We start from the raw sequence: 16808 nt of genomic DNA on the forward strand, positions 1-16808 counted from the left end.
GACGTTCATGCACACGATCGACCTGGCCTACGTCGGACGAGGCCTGCACGAGGAGCTGGCCGCCTACATCGCCGACCAGCAGGACTACTACGCCGAGGAGGGTGTCCACGTCGCGCTGCGCGACGGCTGCAACTGGGACGTGGAACGGCTGCGCCACTGCGCCACCATCGGGCTCGGCCGGGCACTGCTGTCACGACTGACCGACGGCACCCCGTGGGTCGCCCTGAGTGTCAACACCCACCGTCCGCTGTTCTGGTTCCTGGCCCGCCCCGGTCTGACCTCCCTGGCCGACCTGGCCGGGCGACGGCTGGCGGTCCACGCCCCGCACACCCCGCCCGGCGCATTCGCCAGGATCGTACTGCGAAAGGCAGGCCTCGACCCGGACCGTGACGTGAAGACCATCGTCCGCTCGCCCGGCGACTACGGCATGGATCTGCGCCGGCTCAGCGACGGCAGCATCGACGCCGCCTACGTCGGCAGCACCATGGCACCGGAGGCGGTGGCAGCCGAGCACGGCTGGCAGGTGCTGGCCTGGGTCGGCGACCACTTCCAGATCCCCACCGTGGGCGTGGCCGTCGACCCCACCTACATCTCACCGGACGACCCTGCGGTCCAGGCCGTCGTACGAGCCCACCGGCGCGCCCTTCAGGTGATCCACGACGACCCCGAGACCACGGTGCGCCACATGCAGACGTTCCTCGGCGGACAGACCGCGCAAGAGGCCCGAGCCCACTACGACACGTTCATCGCGCCGTATTTCACCGCGGACGGCCAGGCCGACCTCACTGTCGGCGAGAAGGCGATCACTGCGGTCGCCGCCGAACTCGGCGTCCCTGCCACCGTCACCGCGGCCGAGTTCTGCCGCACCGCGGCCACGGCCCAGGCATCGGGAGTCGAGTCGTAGGCGAAGCCCTGGGCCCGCGGGCCGCTGATGTCACTCCGGTGACCGCGACGGCGGCGTGGTCTTGGCAGGCATATGGGCGTACTCGCCCGTGAGGACAACGCGCGAAGTGGCGGCGACGCTCTCTTCCAGGACACCTGGGTCGGCCGCGGCGGCGCCGTGCGGTGGGCCAGGCTGGAACATCCAGGGCTTGGCCTCGGACGTGCCGGACAGCATGCTCGGCCGCGATCCGGTGATCGGCGTTTAGGCACCGGTCGGTGTCCGACGCGAGGACACACCCGCGCTGCTCCTGCTCGCAGGTAGAGGATCAGGGATTGCGTCGGCGCCCGACGGCTCGCGTCGGTGCCGGGGAACGGCGGCTTCCGTCGGCGGGGACTCGGTCTCTGCCGTCGGTACGGGTCGCCGGCGGGCAGCCAGGCGTCGGCGGCGTGTATGCCGAGGTCTACGACGCCGTCACACAGGGCGTCCAGGGCAGCGATGACCGCCGCGCGTGCCTCGGCGAGTTGATGATCGGACGGTCGCTGCGGCGGACGTGGTCGAAGAAGGCCGGGCCGGTGATGCCGCCGTCCGACATGGGCACGGCTCGGGCTCCGGTGTCACGGGCGAGTTCTTCGGCGCAGACGTTCCAGGACGACCAGGACGTGATGTCGTCGTCGAGGAGAACCGCGATGTCCCGGGCCCGCACGGGGCTGGCGTCGTCTCCCTTGGCGACGGCACAGAGCCGATCGGCGCCGAGGATCCGGGCGTTCAGGCGGTGCCGTCATATCCTCGGCCCGTACCCAGCACACCGCGAGATCGAGGCTGCCGTCGGCCACCCGGGCTGCCTGGGTGTGGGACGGGGCGACCCAGGCGTAGATGTGGATCTGAGCCACCGCGGAGGTACGAACGGTCAGGTCTCCGGGCAGCCGGTTGACGTGGCCGAGCCGGACCGGTTCGGAGCCGGACAGCCGGCCGGCGCGGCGCTTGAGGTCATCCGCCCGTTCCAGCAGAGCGCTGATCTGCTCGTCATGCTACGCGCGGTGGGAGGTGTCCCCTACCAGCAAGGAGGGAGCTGGTCGTGGCAACGTCCCTGGCAGCAGAGCCAGGATGGAGGCACAGAGGCGATGACGGGGCACCGAACGGCCCTACCAGGCGGATCCAGTGACTCCGGCGTGGATCCGAGAGGAGCGAGGAGATGCCAGAGTTCCTGGTGCAGATCACCACCACCGTCCCCGAGGGCGTCGGTCCGGACGAGGTCGAGCGCCGCCGAGCCGCCGAGGCCGTCCGGGCGGCGGAACTGGCCGCTTCCGGCCATCTGTACCGGCTGTGGCGTCCGGTCGGCGAGCTGCGCAGCATCGGCATATGGCGGGCCGCCGACGAAGCCGAGCTGCACGAGAAGATACTCGGCACACTGCCGCTCCGGTCCTGGATGACCTTCACCGTCACCGCACTGGTGCCCCACCCCAACGACCCGGGCACGGTCGGCGCGGCGCAGTGACCGGCACCTGTGCAGGGGCCATCGCCGTCACCCATGGCTGCGGCGCCGAGGCCTTCGTCAACCAAGGTCTGCACCTCGTCAGAGGGATGTCCACATGAGTTCGCCGGACCTGGCCTGTCGTCCGTTCGTCCGCACCGCACGCTGCACTCGCCGCGCGGCCACGCGGCCCAGGCCGCCGCGGCACTGGCGGCAGGCATGGGCGTCGGCCGCTTCGTCTACACACCGATCCTGCCTCTGATGCACGCGCAGGCAGGGCTGTCCGCGAGTGCCGGTGCGAACCTGGCCACCGCCAACCATGTGGGCTATCTGGTCGGCGCGCCGACGGGCATCCTCGTCCCGGCACTGGTCCGCTCCTTCGCGTCTCCCTGGTGGTACTGACCGCCACTCTGGCGGGGATGCCCACCATCCACAGCACCGGCGCGTGGCTTGCGCTCCGGCTGCTCGCCGGGATCACCAGCGCCCTGATCTTCGTCATCGCGGTCAGCTCCCTCCTCGGCCACCTCAGGCAGCACCCCACCCACCTGACCGGCTGGGCCTTCGGAGGCGTCGGCGCCGGGATCGCCCTGTCCGGTCTGGTCGTCCTCTTCCTGCGCGCCTTCGGCGACTGGCGCTCCGCCTGGTGGGCTCGGCCGCGCTCTGCGCGCTCATGACCGTCGCCTGCTGGACCTTGCGTCCGGAGGAAACGCCCGCACCGTCCGGCGGCGGGGCAGGCTCGCATCCCAGGACACGGGTACACCGCTGGTTCGGCGCTCTGTTCGTCAGCTACACGCTGGAGGGCATCGGGTACACCGTCGCCGGCCCCTTCCTCGTCGCCGCGATCGGACAAGGCTCCCCGGGCTGGGTCGGCAGTGGCGCCTGGGTGCTGGCCGGACTGGCCGCCGTGCCGTCCTCGGCGCTGTGGGCATGGTTCGGGCATCGCTGGGTCCCGCCCCGGCCTGCTGCTCACCGCGCTGGTCATCCAGGCCGTCGGCATCGCCCTCCCCGCCGTCGTCGGCGGGGTGCCGGCCGCACTGGTCTCCGCGATCCTGTTCGGCGCGACGTTCACCGGCATCAGCACCCTCACCCTTGCCGCGGGCGCTCATCTGCGGTTCCCGCGGTCGGTCGCGCTGCTGACCGCCGGCTACTCCGCCGGCCAGATACTCGGCCCGCTGGCCGTCACCCCCTTGCTCCACCACGGCTACCACCAGGCTCTGATCCTGGCCTCGGCGGTGGTCCTGGCCGGCACGGTCGCCGCCGTGCTCCGCGTCGGCTTCCCCCACACGATGCCGGTCGTGGACCAGAGCCCTTCGGCACGATCATCTGCCGGGTAGGTGGGGCAGTCCGCACCGGTGTACGCCTGCCCCGTACCGGACGAGGACGAGGCCTGAGGAGACCGGGCCCTCCCGGGCCGCCGCAGCCGCCGGGAGCAGTCGCGCAGAGGCGAACATCACCTGGCCTTCCATCTGGGCCACGACGGCGCGTGCCGCCTCACGGGCGTCGGCCATGCCGACCTCGCCGCGTTCAAGGGTCTCGGCGATGACCGACTCCACCATGTCGACCTGGGCGTCGAAGACTCCTGCAGCCGCTCGCGGACCGCCTCGGTCTGGTTGCTCAGCTCCAGAGTGAGGGGCCCGAACAGACGGCCGGCCACGGTGCCGCAGCCCAGCCGGACGGCACGCTGGCCTGCCTCCGTCTCCGCGAACAGCCGCCGCCACCGCCGTAACGGCTCCGCGGCACCGGTCAGGGCCTGTGTCCAGTCGCGCTGCCTACGAGCGGATCAAGTGACGTCACACGATCGGCCGGACGGCTCCTGGGTGTCCAGTCCCGGACCGAGGTGCCGGCGCATCAGCGCCTGCGCGGTCGTCTCGGCAGCGGCGAACCTGGAGCGTCCTGCGTCGGTCAGGGTGGCCTCGACCGTCCTGCGGTCTCCGGCACGACGATGGCGATCAATCAGTCCAGCCGCCTGCAGACCCCGGAGGAGGTAGGACATCCGGTCGCCGGATTCCTGGAGGAACTCCGCCAGCTTGGCAACGGGCACAGATCCGCTCGCGGCCTCGGCGAGCGCGCCGAGAATGAGGTAGTCATGGAGCGACAGTCCGTGCCGCACCCGCAACTCACCGTGCACGAGGCCCAAGGTCCGCAAGACCCCTGCAAACTGCCGTCGCGGGGTTTCCGACACATCGGAGTCGATCATATTCCTTCCCAGGGGTCGGTTCTCCGGCCGCAAGCTCGTGGCCGGAGCATCACAACCAGATCCCATACGACGTCGATCCCGGGGCGGACGGACACGAAGCCCTCGGATCAGGACGGCGTCACCCGCCCGTACTCCGACTGTGCGACGACGGCAGGCAGCAGGCCGTCACCCGGCCGATGTCCCGATGTGAGGCCGTCGTGGCGCGCCCGACCCTCCGGCTTCGCGCTCCCGGCGTCCTAGCGTCGTCGGTGCGACGCGGTCGAACGGGTCGGTCTCCGCAACGGCCACCGTAGCCGCGTCCGCCGTCCCAAGGCTTCGCAGAGGAAAGAAGGCGTTCGCGCCATGGCGTCGCAATCAGACACCGCTCGAGCAGCGTCTCACTGGCTGGACTTCGGGCTCAACGAATGGGTCGTGGACGAGCAGCGGCGGCGTTACCTCCAGGACCCCGGCTCCGTCGACCAGACGTGGAGGGACTTCTTCACCACTCTGGTGTCCCCGACCGCCGCGGCCTCCCTGACCGCCTCAGCCCACCACCGCAAGGGCACCGACGAGGCGGCGCTCAAGGCGGTCCGGGTCGCGGCGCTCATCCACGCGTATCGTGTGCGCGGGCATCTGATGGCCGGAACGGACCCGCTCACGACCCGGCCAGCCGCAGCACATCCGGAGCTCGACATCGCCGCGTTCGGACTTGGCGACGCGGACCGGGCGGAGGACTTCGCCGTGGACGGGTTCGCCGGGCGCGCCACGATGACACTCGACGAAGTGCTGGGCGCATTGCGGGAGTTCTACTGCCGCACCGCCGGGTTCGAGTACATGCACATCCAGGACGCCGCGGAACGCCGCTGGATCCAGCAGCGCGTCGAGGGCCCGCAGCGCCGCCCGGACCGTGCCGGACAGCTGCGGATCCTCTACCGGTTGGGGGCCGCGGAGGCCTTCGAGACGTTCCTGCAGACCAAGTACGTGGGCCAGAAGCGGTACTCGCTCGAAGGCGGCGAGTCGGCCATCGTGCTGCTCGACGCCCTGTTGCTCCGCGCCATCGAAGACGGTGCCCAAGAAGCCGTCATCGGGATGGCGCACCGCGGCCGGCTGAACGTCCTGGCCAACATCATCGGCAAGTCCTACGGCCAGATCTTCGACGAGTTCGAGGACGCGGCGGACATCCGGTCGGTCCAGGGCTCGGGGGACGTGAAGTACCACCTCGGCGCGGAGGGGACCTACCGTGCCCTGGACGGCGGCACCATCGCCGTCTCGGTCGTGGCGAACCCCTCGCACCTGGAGATCGTGGGGCCGGTGACCCAGGGCGTGGTGCGCGCCAAGCAGGATCTGGCCGGGGACCAGGGAGAGCCCTTCCCCGTACTGCCGGTCGTCCTCCACGGCGACGCGGCCTTCGCCGGCCAGGGCGTGGTCGCCGAGACCCTGAACATGTCGCAACTGCCGGGCTACCGCACGGGCGGGACGGTCCACGTGGTCGTCAACAACCAGGTCGGCTTCACCACCCTGCCCGCAAACGGCCGTTCGAGCACGTACGCCACCCATGTGGCACGGATGGTGGAGGCCCCCATCTTCCACGTCAACGGCGACGACCCCGAAGCCGTCGACCGCGTCGCACGGATGGCCTTCGACTACCGCCAGACGTTCCACAAGGACGTTGTGGTCGATCTGGTGTGCTACCGGCGCCACGGGCACAGCGAGGTCGACGACCCGTCCATCACGCAGCCGATGATGTACGAACGCATCGACGCCAAGGATTCGGTGCGCACACTGTACGCCGCGGCCCTCATACGCCGCGGGGACATCGGCGAGCGGCAGGCGGACAGTGCACGCCGCAACTACCAGGATCACCTCGAACGGGCCTTCGCCGAGACCCGGGCGCTGCCCGCTCTCGCACCGGCCGAAGAGCTTCCCGGCGCCGACGCCGGGCAGGCGGCCACCCAGCGCACGGCGACCGCGATCGACGAGGCGAAGGCCCGTCAGGTCATCGCATCGCAGTCCGACCTGCCGCAGGGCTTCACCGTGCACCCGCGTGTCCTGCCGCAGCTCCACCGGCGCACGGCGACGCTCGACACCGGCACCGTCGACTGGGCCACCGCGGAGACACTGGCGATCGGTTCGCTGCTGCTGGACGGCGTCCCGGTACGGCTGGCCGGACAGGACTCCCGGCGCGGCACCTTCGGCCAGCGCCACGCCGTACTGACCGACCGGCGCACCGGCGCGGAGCACACGCCGCTGAACTCCCTCAGCCCGCAGGCCGCCGGCTTCGCACCGTACGACTCGATGCTGTCCGAACTGGCAGCGCTGGCCTTCGAGTACGGCTATGCGCAGGCCCGTCCGGAAGCCCTGGTGCTGTGGGAGGCCCAGTTCGGTGACTTCGCCAACGGCGCGCAGACGGTCGTCGACGAGTACATCGCCTCGTCCGAGCAGAAGTGGGGCCAGCGCTCCGCAGTGACCATGCTGCTGCCCCACGGCCTGGAAGGCCAGGGCCCCGACCACTCCTCCGCCCGGATCGAACGCTTCCTGCAACTGTGCGCGCAGGACAACATGACCGTGGCCATGCCCTCCCTGCCGGGCAACTACTTCCATCTGCTCAGGCAGCAGGCGCTGGACGGCCGCAGGCCACTGGTGGTCTTCACCCCGAAGTCGATGCTGCGGTCGAAGGCGGCCGTCTCCGCCCTGGCCGAATTCACCCAGGGCGGCTTCCGCCCGGTCCTGCCGGACGACTCGACGGACCCGACCCGTGTCTCGCGCGTGCTGCTGTGCTCGGGCAAGGTCTTCTACGACCTCGACGCCCACCGGCACGCCGCGGGCTCGACCGACACGGCGATCGTCCGCGTGGAGCGCCTCTACCCGTTCCCCGACGAGGAACTCGCGGCGGAACTCGCCCACTTCCCCGCGGCCGCGGACGTGCGGTGGGTGCAGGAGGAACCGGAGAACCAGGGTGCGTGGTCGTTCGTCGCGCCGCGTCTGCACCGGCTGACCCGACGCGCCGTGGAGTGCGTGAGCCGGCCCGAGGCGCCCGCGCCCGCGGCCGGCTCGGCCCGCCGGCACGGCGTGGAGCAGAAGGCTCTCGTGACATCGGCCTTCCAGTGATCAGCGGCTCGCACGCGTCGGCCGAGCAGAACGGGGAGGACCACCTGCACGGCACGGCATCATCGCCCCGCAGACCGGGCACCCTCTGCCACCCGGGCTTAGGCCCCTGGCCCGCGCGGCCGTCATCACGGTACCCACCGGTCCCCGTACCACCCACGCACCCAAAAGGCAGTGAATTTCACATACCAGTAAAATGCTTCTACTGCGCAAGCGGCCGGAGGATGCGTCATGTCCGAGATCATCTGCCGCAGAATCGACGAGCAGACGCCAAGCGAGGACGGCGAGGTCGGCGAGCGCGTGCTGGTCGACCGGGTCTGGCCGGAAGGTCTGCGCCGGCACGGCGCACCGCTCGACGAGTGGCTGCGTGAGGTCGCCCCCTCCATCGAGCTGCAGCGCTGGTACGGCCACCACCCCCGGCGGTTCGGTGAGTTCCGCCGCCGCTATCTGACCGAACTGGGCGATCAACGGCACAAATACGCAGCTGCCCGGCTTCGGGACCTGGCCCGGCACAGCAGCCTCACCCTGCTGACCTCCACCCAGGACATGGACCACAGCCATACCGCGGTCCTGGCCGAATGGCTCACCGAACCCGGCTCTCACGATGACCGGCGCCCGGATTCCGCCCTTCCCGAGCGCGGACGCACCGCTCCCGGTTCCCGGCCGCCCGGGCACCGCGCGGCGGTCTCCGCCGCGGTGGCCGATCTCAACGCGGGCGCACTCGCGTTCGTGATGGGCACCGGCATCGTCTCCACGGCCCTGTACGTCAACGGCGCCGACACCGCCTCCGCCGTACTGCTGTGGGTGGCCCTGGCCGGTTATGCCGTACTGGTGCCCGCCTACGGCTGGCGGCTGCTGCGCCGACGCGACCGGTTCGTCGCGGATCTCCTCGGGCCGCGTGCCTTCGCGTTCCTCACCCTCGCGATCTCTTCGAACGTGCTGGCTGCTCGCTTCGTGCCGGCGGGACACACCGCGGTCGCCGGGGCGTTCCTGGCGTTCGGAACGCTGGGGTGGGTGGTGCTGGACTACGGCATCCCGCTCGCGCTCATCACCACGCTGAAGCGGGGCCCCTCGCTCGACCAGGTGAACGGCACCTGGTTCCTGTGGTCGGTGGGAACTGAGTCGGTGGCGGTCGCGGCGGCATCGCTGGCCCGGGTGACCCCGGGACACGCACTGGCCGTCCTGGCAGTGGTGTGCTGGGCCGTCGGCCTGATGCAGTACCTGCTGACCGCCGCGCTGGTCCTGGCCCGGCTGCTGGTCCGGCCGGTGCAGCCGGAAGGACTCATGACATCCGTATGGATCTTCATGGGGGCGGCGGCGATCGCCGTACTCGCCGGAGTCCGGCTGATCGCACTCCATCCAGGCACCACGATCTTGTCGCGCCCGCTCGTCATCGGGACGTCCGTCGTCCTGTGGGCGTTCTCAAGCTGGCTGGTTCCGCTCCTGCTGGCTCTGGGCGTTTGGCGGCACGCGCTGCGCCGTATCCCGCTGCGCTACGAGCTCGGCTGGTGGAACCTCGTCTTCCCGGTCGGCATGTATGCGGTCACCACGCATGAGCTGGGACGCGCGACCGCAACCTCGTGGATGACGAGCGTGGGCCGCTGGGAGGTCTGGATCGCGGCGGTGTTCTGGGCTGTCGTGTTCGCCGCCATGGTGGCAGCCAGACTCCGGGCCCGCCCCACGACCGCGCGCGGATCCGCCGGTGCGGGGCAGGCGGCCCGCCCGCAGAGCACGGCCTCGACGGCGACCGGGGCGCTGCCGTAGGCACGTGTCGCGGTGCGGCGTGAATCCGGCTGCCCGTCGGCAGGCAGCCGGGTTCGCGCGACGCGTCCGTGTCATGCGGAGCGTTCCACGGGCGCTGTCAGCGGCGGGCGCGCTCACGCTGCCGGACAGCATGGCGCAGGGAGCGCCAGGCGACCACCGCCCAGGCGGCGACGAGCAGGGCGTACAGGACGACGGCGATCCAGACGAACAGCTGCGAGCCAGTACGAGCAGCGAGCGCACTGGTGCCGGTGACGCACGCACCGAGGGGGAAGATGAAGGACCACCAGGTGGCTGCGAAGGGCAGCCCTCTGCGGATTTCCCGTACGGTCAGCGCCGTGGCCAGTACCAGCCACAGCAGGGCGAAGCCCCAGATCCCGAGCCCACCCAGGAGCGCTACGACCCCAGTGCCGCGCGCGTACGGGGCGGGCAGCGCGCTCGGCGACGCCGTGGCCATCGTCCCCAGCGCTGTCACCGCCTGATCCAGCGCCCCCACGCCGATCCACATCGTGGGCACCACCGCACCGCCGGGCGCGTCATGATGCACCAGGCGGCTGTAGACCATGGCCAGCACCAGCAGGACCGCGACCAACCCGAGCCCGAGCATCGAATAGCAGCACAGCAGCAGGGCCAGCCGCACCTGCCCGGCCGGCGCCCGCGGGACGAGCAGCGCGCCCCCCGCGGCGGAGACCAGCGGCGGCACCACCGGTAGCAGCCAGCCGCCGAACGCCGCGTCCGGCGCGAAACGGTGCCGCGCGACCATCAGATACGGCACCGTGCAGGCGGTGGCAAGACCCAGCACCGTACCGGCCGACCACAGCACCCAATCCGCATCCACCGCCGCACGCTCCCCGATCAGCCGCCGGCCGAGCAGTAGCGTCCCGGTGCCGACGGTGAGCAGAGCCATCGGAGGTGCCCCGAAGAACTGGGCCAGTACCGGATCACCGGCATGCACCCGCAGCGTCCGCTGCCCGGTGTAGCTGACGGCGAGCACGATCAGCAGCAGCGCGGTCCCCGCCCAGACCACCGTGGCGGCCACGCCGAGCCCGGGGAAACCGCGCGGCAGGGTGGCGGCCGCGACGGCGACGATCCCGCTGCCCATGACGGCGGCGAACCAGCCGGGACCGAGCCGGCCCCGCTTCCTGTCGTTCGCCTCGTCCAACTGGTCACGTACCAGCACGGACGATCTCGGGGCCGGGCCGACCTGGGACGGGACGGCTGGGCCGGTACTGGGGTGGGGTGTCACAGCGCGGAGTGCCTTCTCTTGGGATGTCGGATTCGTCACCGTCCACGACCGGCCACGGTGACGGGTCGGCCGACTGGCCGGGCCACACCCAGCAGCTCAGGGACGCGGCCGAGACCGTCGGCCCATCGGCGCCCTCGACGCTAGGGCGAAGCACGGCTCCCGCCACAGAACAGCACGCGCCATGTCGCCCTCACACCAGGACATCGAGCACCGTGCACGCCCGTTGCCGGGTGCCGGCCCGATGCCCCGATGTCCTTGTCCGAGCGTGTTGTGGCCACATCCGTGGCCATGACCAGACGGCGAGAGACCGCTGAACACGGGCGAGGCGCCGAAGCCCGATGCCTCGTTCCACACCACGGAAGGCAGGAGCATGCCGCAAGGACGCGGACGACAACCGGCACTGGAGCGGCAGAGCATCGCCGGGCGGATGATGGTGTCCTCCGATGGGGGCCCGAGTCCGTCCGGGAGGCGCACGATGAAGGACAGGCCGTCAGGCAGGAAGCCGCTCCTGGTGACCGTGCTGGTCTTCCCCGGCGTACGGCTGCTCGACGTCACCGGACCGATCGAGGTGTTCACGACAGCCAACGAATTCGGCGGCCGCTACCGCGTGCGCACGGTCTCCCCTGACGGTGCCGACGTGGTCACCGCAGCCGGCACCGGACTGCGCGTCGACCTCGCTGCCGCGCAGGTACAGACGGCCAGCGATGTGGTCGTCATCCCCGGCGGCCCGGAGTGGCCCTCCCTCATCAAGGACGACGCGCTGCTGGACGCCATGAGAGGGCTCGACGCACGCGGCTGCCGCACGGCGTCCATCTGCACCGGCGCCTTCCTCCTCGCCGCGGCCGGACTGCTCGACGGACGCAAGGCGACAACGCACTGGCGCTTCGCCGACCAGCTCGCCCTGCGCTACCCGAAGGTGACCGTGGAAGCGGACGCCCTGTTCGTACGCGACGGCCACATCCTGACCTCCGCAGGCGTCACCTCGGGCATCGATCTCTCGCTCGCCCTGGTCGAAGAGCACCTCGGCGCCGACGTCGCCCGCGCCGTGGCCAAGGACATGGTCGTGTTCATGCAGCGGCCGGGCGGCCAGTCCCAGTTCAGTGTCCGCACCCACACCCCGCGCGCGAGACAGGAGATGCTGCGCCGGGTCCTGGACGCGGTCGCCGAGGACCCGTCCGCCCCGCACACCCTTGCCGCCATGGCGCGCCGGGCAGGTGTGAGCACCCGCCACATGACGCGCCTGTTCCACGACGAGATGCACACGACCCCGGCCCGCTACGTCGAGCAGGTCCGCATGGAGGCCGCCCAGGCGATGCTGGAAGACAGCGACGACCCCATGGCCACGGTGGCCCGGCGCACCGGCTTCGGGTCACCGGAGTCCCTGCGTCGGGCCTTCACGCGCAACCTCGGCATCACGCCGGGGGCCTACCGGGCACGCTTCCGCACCACGCACACCGGAGTCGACGGCAAGGGCGCCTGAGAGCCGGAGGTATCCGGCGAACACAGACAATCGCCGGAATCCGACTGCCGGCCGTGCCGGACGAGGCCGGTCAGGCCTCCTCGACAGTCTGTCCCAAGCACCGGCTCGGCGAGCGCGGCCCGCCACGCGGCGCGCCGAAAGGACCGGCGAAGTACTGCGTCTCGTGCACGACCTGCTGGTCGGCGAATTCCATGACGCTCGCTGAGCAAGAAGGCGCACCTTCGTGGATGGTCACGCATTCGCACACCCCTACATGCGCGTGGCCGGTGACGCGCAGGAGGGTGAAGCGCCGTTGGGCCGGATCTGGTCCAGCATCGCGTCCGCAGCCTGGATCGCGTGCTCGGCCTCGATGTGCCTCACGGCAGTTTCTCGGGCCATGGGGCGACGCAGGGAGAGCGCTGGGACGGGGGGGCATCGGATCCGGCGTCCCGGAATCTGGACAGGAGGCAGCGGCTTGGCAGAGAACCGGACGGTCCCGGCCACGCCCGGGACCGATCACGAGCGACCGGACCGCCCTCGAGATGGCTCCCGAACTTCTGGGGGCTCTCGTGGTCTCGCGCTCGCGGCGCGGCGTGACGGCGGTGCGTATCACCTAGGTGGAGGCGGTGTACGAGGGGCCCGATGACCCGGCCTCGCACGCGTTCCGGGGCCCGAACCGGACCGATCGAGCGGAGTTCGGGACCCCGGGGACCTTCTCTGCGCACCGGAAGCGCGCGGTGCATCGGTGCCTGAACGCCGTCTGCGGACCCGGGCGGCGTCCCGCTTCGGTGCTGCTCCGCGCCGGCACCGTCGTGGAGGGAGCAGACGCCGTACAAGAACCGCCGGGGCATGGGGTACGGACGCGTGATCCGGCGCGCGGCCCGGCCAACCTCGCGCGAGCGTCGGGCGTCGCCGATCTGCATCCTGACGGACAGTCAGCATGCGACGCGGCGGCGGAGTTGTTCCTCTCTGGATGCTGGGCGAGTCGAGCGTCAGCGCGCATCGGGCGCACCCGACGTCCCGCCAACGGAGGCGGGCGCAGGGCTGACCCTCCCGCCGGCCTGGAACATCACGAGTGCCGGCGCCGGGGTCTGCGACGAACCCGCGGCGAAGACCGAATGTGCGCCTTCGCTGTCCTTATCCGCGGCCACGCACACCTGGCGCCCGCGAGTTGAAAACCTCAGGAAATGTCCGTCGGGCCGGGCTCGCTTGCTGCCGCTCCTCCTGAGACGGCGTCCGCGGGGACGGCGGCGGCCCGACCGTATGGAAGGCGATCAGTGATGACTCCGATCAGTCCCACTCCCGATCCGGATCCGCGCAGGTGGCGCGCGCTCGGGATCATCTGCCTCGTGCAGGTGATGCTGCTCCTCGATGTGACGGTGGTCAATGTCGCGCTTCCCCCCATCCAGCACGATCTCGGCTTCACGACCACGGGCCTGGCATGGGTCGTCAACGGCTACACCGTCACCTACGGTGGGCTGCTGATGCTTGGCGGACGTTTGGGTGATCTGCTCGGCCGCAGACGCCTCTTCCTGACCGGCTTGGCGATCTTCGTGCTGGCGTCGGCGAGCGCGGGAGTGGCCCAGCAAGCAGGTGTACTGATCGCCGGCCGCTTCGTACAGGGCGTCGGTGCTGCACTCGTCAGCCCGGCAGCCCTGTCCCTGGTGACGCTGCTGTTTCAGGGGCCTGATTCCGGGTTGAGGCGGCGCATACCGGAGAGAGCGATGGGTCAACCATTCGGACCATCGGTGCAATGGCATGCGTCAGCGCGGTATTGCCAATCCAAGACCGCACCCAGTAACCTCACACCCGTGAGGTTACGGCCGTGAGGTATCTGAGGCGCGCGGTCACTGCAGGTTCATCCAGCCGGTTTGGCCAAGGGAGACCGAAATGAAGATCGTTGATGTGCGTCCCGACCTGCGCATGGTGCTCGACGATGGGCCCGGCCAGGCCTACCTGCTGCGCCGCGGGTCGAACGCGGTGCTGGTCGACACCGGCATCGCCGGGCAAGGCAAAGTCATCACCGAGGCGTTGCGTGGTTGGGGCCTGGACCGCGAGTCGCTGACCCACGTGGTCCTGACGCACTGGCATCCCGACCATGCCGGGTCGGCTGCCGAACTGGCCGCCTGGCCCAACGTTCGCGTCTGGGCACACCGCGACGATGCCCCGATCATCCGCGGCAGCAGTTGCAGCTCGCTTCCCGCCCTCACCCACGCCGAGGAGGAGTTCTACGCCCACATCGCCGGCACCATCCCCGACGCCGCGCCTTCTCGTGTCGACCGCGAGCTCGACGACGACGAGATCCTCGAGGAGATCGACGCCCGCGTCCTGTCGACTCCCGGCCACACCGACGGCAGCATCGCCTTGCACTTCCCGAACGAGGCTGTCCTGTTCACCGGTGACATTGCCACCGAGCAAGGGGGCCAAGTCGTGCTCGGGCCGTTCAACCTCGACCGGGCACAGGCCCGTGAATCCTTCCGGCGCTTCGCCGACATCGACATCGACACCGTCTGCTTCGGCCACGGTCAGCCGCTGCGCGGCGAGGGCACTGCCTTGCTGCGCGAAGCGGCCACCGCCGACGAAGTCCCCGACCCTCTCGGCTGACCCGCGCTCCGCTCGCGCCGAACCGGCATCGGCGTAAGGTTACGGCTGTGAGTAAAGCGGCTGCCGGGAGCAGACAACGCAACCCCCGGGGTGCGGGGCAGGCCCTACGCGGCGACATCGTGTCCGCCGCACGAGAGATCCTCATCGAGGACGGCTACGCGAGCGCGGTGAGCCTGCGTGGGCTGGCACGGCGGATCGGCATTGCACCCCAGTCGATCTACCTGCATTTCGCCGGCCCGGACGAGATCGTGCAGGCCGTCACCGTCGAGACCTTCGCCCAGCTAGGCCGCTTCATCGCGGATGCGAAGGAAGGAATTGAGGCACCCCGGGACCGGCTCATCGCCGGCTGCCGCGCCTACATGGCGTTCGGACTTGACAACCCGAATCTGTACGGACTGCTCTTCCAGCGCAACCGGCTCCTTCGCGGAACGGAACCCCGCCCCACCCCCGCGGACGCACCGGACTCCCGCAACCCCGACGCCGGGCCGTTCGCCTACCTCATGGAAAGCCTCCGACTCTGCGTCGCCGACGGATCCTCCGAGGTGACAGACGTCTTTTCCACCGCAACGCAGTTGTGGGCGGCCATGCACGGCTTTGTTCTGTTGCGCAACGGCTACCAGTTCCCCTGGCCGGACCTTGCCCGAGCCGAGGTTGAGCTCATCAGCTCCATCGCGAGACTCCGCAAGCCCGACTGACAACACCGCGGTTCTCATTCTCACCGTTTCAAAGCGCGTCCGCCTGGCCGATGCGGACGGTCCTGGCTTTCCGATGCCACCACCCCGGCCGGGTGGTGGAGAGGATTCCAGTGGCACGGCGGCGGTAATGGTGGCCGGGACCCGGTCCCGGGCCTGGGCGAAGACCGCCTCGCGCAGGACAAACAGCACGGCGTCCAGGCGCAGCGCCGCCAGGCCGTGGCGGTCCACCCGGACAGGCAGTGGGTCCCACGGATTGAGCTGTGTGCCGCCGGTGGCGCAGTCCGGGTAGGTCACGCGGACCGCCAGCAGTCCGCGCCGCACCGCAGCGGGCTCGCCGGTGAACGGCGCCACACCCTCCAGCGCGGTGGCGATGTGGTCGGCGAGCATCCCGGCGCACTCCTGGGCGACCACCGGCAGGAGCGCATCGCGGCCGCGGAAGTGACGGTACGCCGCGGCCGACGAGACGCCTGCGCACCGCTGGACCTCACGCAAGACATAGCACCAGAGCCTCCCGCGCATACCGGGTCGACCGCCTCGCAGCCCAGGCGATCGGCCAGGGGTTCGCGGATCGCGGCCGGCTCAGCCCTTTCGTCCGCCGATCCAGTCGCCACTGCCGACTCCTTCCGGCAGAGCGACGCAAGTAAGCACTGACAACAACACCTCGGAGGCCACCACCATGGACATCCACCCGATCAAGGACGGCATATCCACCGCCTACCTCGTCATCGACGACGGCACGGCGATGCTCGTCGACGCCGCCACCCCGGCTCTCGCGCCCAAGGTGCTCGCCAAGCTCACCGAGACCCACGCCAAGCTGCACCTGATCGTGCTGACGCATTTCCACTACGACCACGTCGGCGCTGCCGACGCCCTGCGCGAGGCCACCGGCGCCCGCGTAGCCATCCACCATGCCGATGCCGACGCGCTGCGCGCCGGCGGCCAGCTGCACGTGACCCCGCGGCGACCCCTTGGCCGCGTGCTGGCCCCCAGCGTCGTGCGCGGGTTGAAAGCACCGGTCACCCCTGACATCGAACTGGACGACGATGAGGACCTCACCCAGCACGGCGGCATCGGCCGGTCCTTCTGGACCCCCGGCCACACCCCCGGCTCGGCGAGCGTGCAACTGCCCACCGGCACCGTCCTGGCCGGGGACGCCTTCGGTGAGGCCCTTTTCCCGCGGCACGGCGCCGAACGCCCGCTGTTCGCCGACGACCTGGACACAGCCCGGCGAAGTCAGCTCGCCATCATCGACGCCGCCGGCGGCGACGTACGCGTCGCGCACTTCGGTCGTCTGCAGGAACGCTCACTGGCCAAACTGGCTCAGCGTCTGCGGAGCGCCAACACACAGCCGGCATGAGCCAGGTTCTCGACCTCACCGGTGCCCACCCGGCACACTCCCCCACCACGC

13 protein-coding genes and 2 pseudogenes are annotated in these 16808 nt (G+C 70.5%); 11 read left to right on the forward strand and 4 right to left on the reverse strand.

Translation table 11 applies throughout. The features are described 5' to 3' along the window. The first annotated feature begins 7 nt into the window (after positions 1 to 7). Complete coding sequence (locus ACZ3KP_RS39030) at positions 8 to 904, forward strand: ABC transporter substrate-binding protein (protein ID WP_467505665.1); 897 nt, start codon at positions 8 to 10, stop codon at positions 902 to 904. A gap of 383 nt (positions 905 to 1287) precedes the next feature. Here the strand turns inward: ACZ3KP_RS39030 and ACZ3KP_RS39035 are convergent. After that, positions 1288 to 1893, reverse strand: a pseudogene (locus ACZ3KP_RS39035) (LysR family transcriptional regulator); the annotation flags it as partial. A gap of 182 nt (positions 1894 to 2075) precedes the next feature. Here ACZ3KP_RS39035 and ACZ3KP_RS39040 point away from each other — a divergent pair. Then, positions 2076 to 2378, forward strand: a complete 303-nt coding sequence (locus ACZ3KP_RS39040) for a muconolactone Delta-isomerase family protein (protein ID WP_467505667.1) — start codon at positions 2076 to 2078, stop codon at positions 2376 to 2378. Between the two features lie 195 nt (positions 2379 to 2573). After that, positions 2574 to 3688: pseudogene (locus ACZ3KP_RS39045) on the forward strand (YbfB/YjiJ family MFS transporter). Here the strand turns inward: ACZ3KP_RS39045 and ACZ3KP_RS39050 are convergent. Further along, the gene (locus tag ACZ3KP_RS39050; protein WP_467505669.1) at positions 3674 to 3910 is read right to left on the reverse strand and encodes a hypothetical protein; all 237 of its coding nucleotides are present in this window, start codon (positions 3908 to 3910) and stop codon (positions 3674 to 3676) included. The pseudogene ACZ3KP_RS39045 and the gene ACZ3KP_RS39050 sit on opposite strands and share 15 nt — an antisense overlap. Before the next feature lie 224 nt (positions 3911 to 4134). After that, positions 4135 to 4551, reverse strand: coding sequence for a MarR family winged helix-turn-helix transcriptional regulator (locus ACZ3KP_RS39055; RefSeq protein ID WP_467505670.1), 417 nt, complete (start codon positions 4549 to 4551; stop codon positions 4135 to 4137). Between the two features lie 342 nt (positions 4552 to 4893). On the opposite strand from ACZ3KP_RS39055, the gene ACZ3KP_RS39060 reads away from it, so the two are divergent. After that, positions 4894 to 7638, forward strand: a complete 2745-nt coding sequence (locus ACZ3KP_RS39060) for a multifunctional oxoglutarate decarboxylase/oxoglutarate dehydrogenase thiamine pyrophosphate-binding subunit/dihydrolipoyllysine-residue succinyltransferase subunit (protein ID WP_467505672.1) — start codon at positions 4894 to 4896, stop codon at positions 7636 to 7638. 228 nt (positions 7639 to 7866) lie between these two features. Then, entirely contained in the window at positions 7867 to 9399 is a 1533-nt protein-coding gene (locus ACZ3KP_RS39065; protein ID WP_467505674.1) for an SLAC1 family transporter, read from the forward strand. A gap of 97 nt (positions 9400 to 9496) precedes the next feature. Here ACZ3KP_RS39065 and ACZ3KP_RS39070 read toward each other — a convergent pair whose 3' ends face one another. Then, complete coding sequence (locus ACZ3KP_RS39070) at positions 9497 to 10576, reverse strand: TDT family transporter (RefSeq protein ID WP_467505676.1); 1080 nt, start codon at positions 10574 to 10576, stop codon at positions 9497 to 9499. A gap of 541 nt (positions 10577 to 11117) precedes the next feature. Here ACZ3KP_RS39070 and ACZ3KP_RS39075 point away from each other — a divergent pair. From ACZ3KP_RS39075 to ACZ3KP_RS39100, 6 genes are all read left to right on the forward strand, one after another. Next, positions 11118 to 12122 carry a GlxA family transcriptional regulator gene (locus ACZ3KP_RS39075; protein WP_467505678.1) on the forward strand — a complete coding sequence of 335 codons (1005 nt, stop codon included), beginning with the start codon at positions 11118 to 11120 and terminating at the stop codon, positions 12120 to 12122. Between the two features lie 605 nt (positions 12123 to 12727). Then, on the forward strand, positions 12728 to 13276 hold the full coding sequence (locus ACZ3KP_RS39080; protein ID WP_467505680.1) for a DNA-3-methyladenine glycosylase: 549 nt from the start codon (positions 12728 to 12730) through the stop codon (positions 13274 to 13276). A 105-nt stretch (positions 13277 to 13381) separates the two neighbouring features. Beyond that, positions 13382 to 13930 carry an MFS transporter gene (locus ACZ3KP_RS39085; RefSeq protein WP_467505682.1) on the forward strand — a complete coding sequence of 183 codons (549 nt, stop codon included), beginning with the start codon at positions 13382 to 13384 and terminating at the stop codon, positions 13928 to 13930. A gap of 61 nt (positions 13931 to 13991) precedes the next feature. After that, on the forward strand, positions 13992 to 14705 hold the full coding sequence (locus ACZ3KP_RS39090; RefSeq protein WP_467505684.1) for an MBL fold metallo-hydrolase: 714 nt from the start codon (positions 13992 to 13994) through the stop codon (positions 14703 to 14705). A 119-nt stretch (positions 14706 to 14824) separates the two neighbouring features. Then, a complete protein-coding gene (locus ACZ3KP_RS39095) occupies positions 14825 to 15400 on the forward strand; it encodes a TetR/AcrR family transcriptional regulator (RefSeq protein ID WP_467505685.1) in 576 nt (191 codons plus the stop codon). 676 nt (positions 15401 to 16076) lie between these two features. Then, positions 16077 to 16757: an MBL fold metallo-hydrolase gene (locus tag ACZ3KP_RS39100; protein ID WP_467505687.1), complete on the forward strand. Its 681-nt coding sequence runs from the start codon at positions 16077 to 16079 to the stop codon at positions 16755 to 16757. Positions 16758 to 16808: the final 51 nt, after the last annotated feature.

It is taken from the genome of Streptomyces sp. NPDC020958 (assembly GCF_055562175.1).

Bases quoted from the DNA above. Each gene is read 5' to 3' on its own strand.
- ACZ3KP_RS39030 (WP_467505665.1), top strand. From the start codon at position 8: ATGCACACGATCGACCTGGCCTACGTCGGACGAGGCCTGCACGAGGAG.
- ACZ3KP_RS39040 (WP_467505667.1), top strand. From the start codon at position 2,076: ATGCCAGAGTTCCTGGTGCAGATCACCACCACCGTCCCCGAGGGCGTC.
- ACZ3KP_RS39050 (WP_467505669.1), bottom strand. From the start codon at position 3,910: ATGGTGGAGTCGGTCATCGCCGAGACCCTTGAACGCGGCGAGGTCGGC.
- ACZ3KP_RS39055 (WP_467505670.1), bottom strand. From the start codon at position 4,551: ATGATCGACTCCGATGTGTCGGAAACCCCGCGACGGCAGTTTGCAGGG.
- ACZ3KP_RS39060 (WP_467505672.1), top strand. From the start codon at position 4,894: ATGGCGTCGCAATCAGACACCGCTCGAGCAGCGTCTCACTGGCTGGAC.
- ACZ3KP_RS39065 (WP_467505674.1), top strand. From the start codon at position 7,867: ATGTCCGAGATCATCTGCCGCAGAATCGACGAGCAGACGCCAAGCGAG.
- ACZ3KP_RS39075 (WP_467505678.1), top strand. From the start codon at position 11,118: ATGAAGGACAGGCCGTCAGGCAGGAAGCCGCTCCTGGTGACCGTGCTG.
- ACZ3KP_RS39085 (WP_467505682.1), top strand. From the start codon at position 13,382: ATGACTCCGATCAGTCCCACTCCCGATCCGGATCCGCGCAGGTGGCGC.
- ACZ3KP_RS39090 (WP_467505684.1), top strand. From the start codon at position 13,992: ATGAAGATCGTTGATGTGCGTCCCGACCTGCGCATGGTGCTCGACGAT.
- ACZ3KP_RS39100 (WP_467505687.1), top strand. From the start codon at position 16,077: ATGGACATCCACCCGATCAAGGACGGCATATCCACCGCCTACCTCGTC.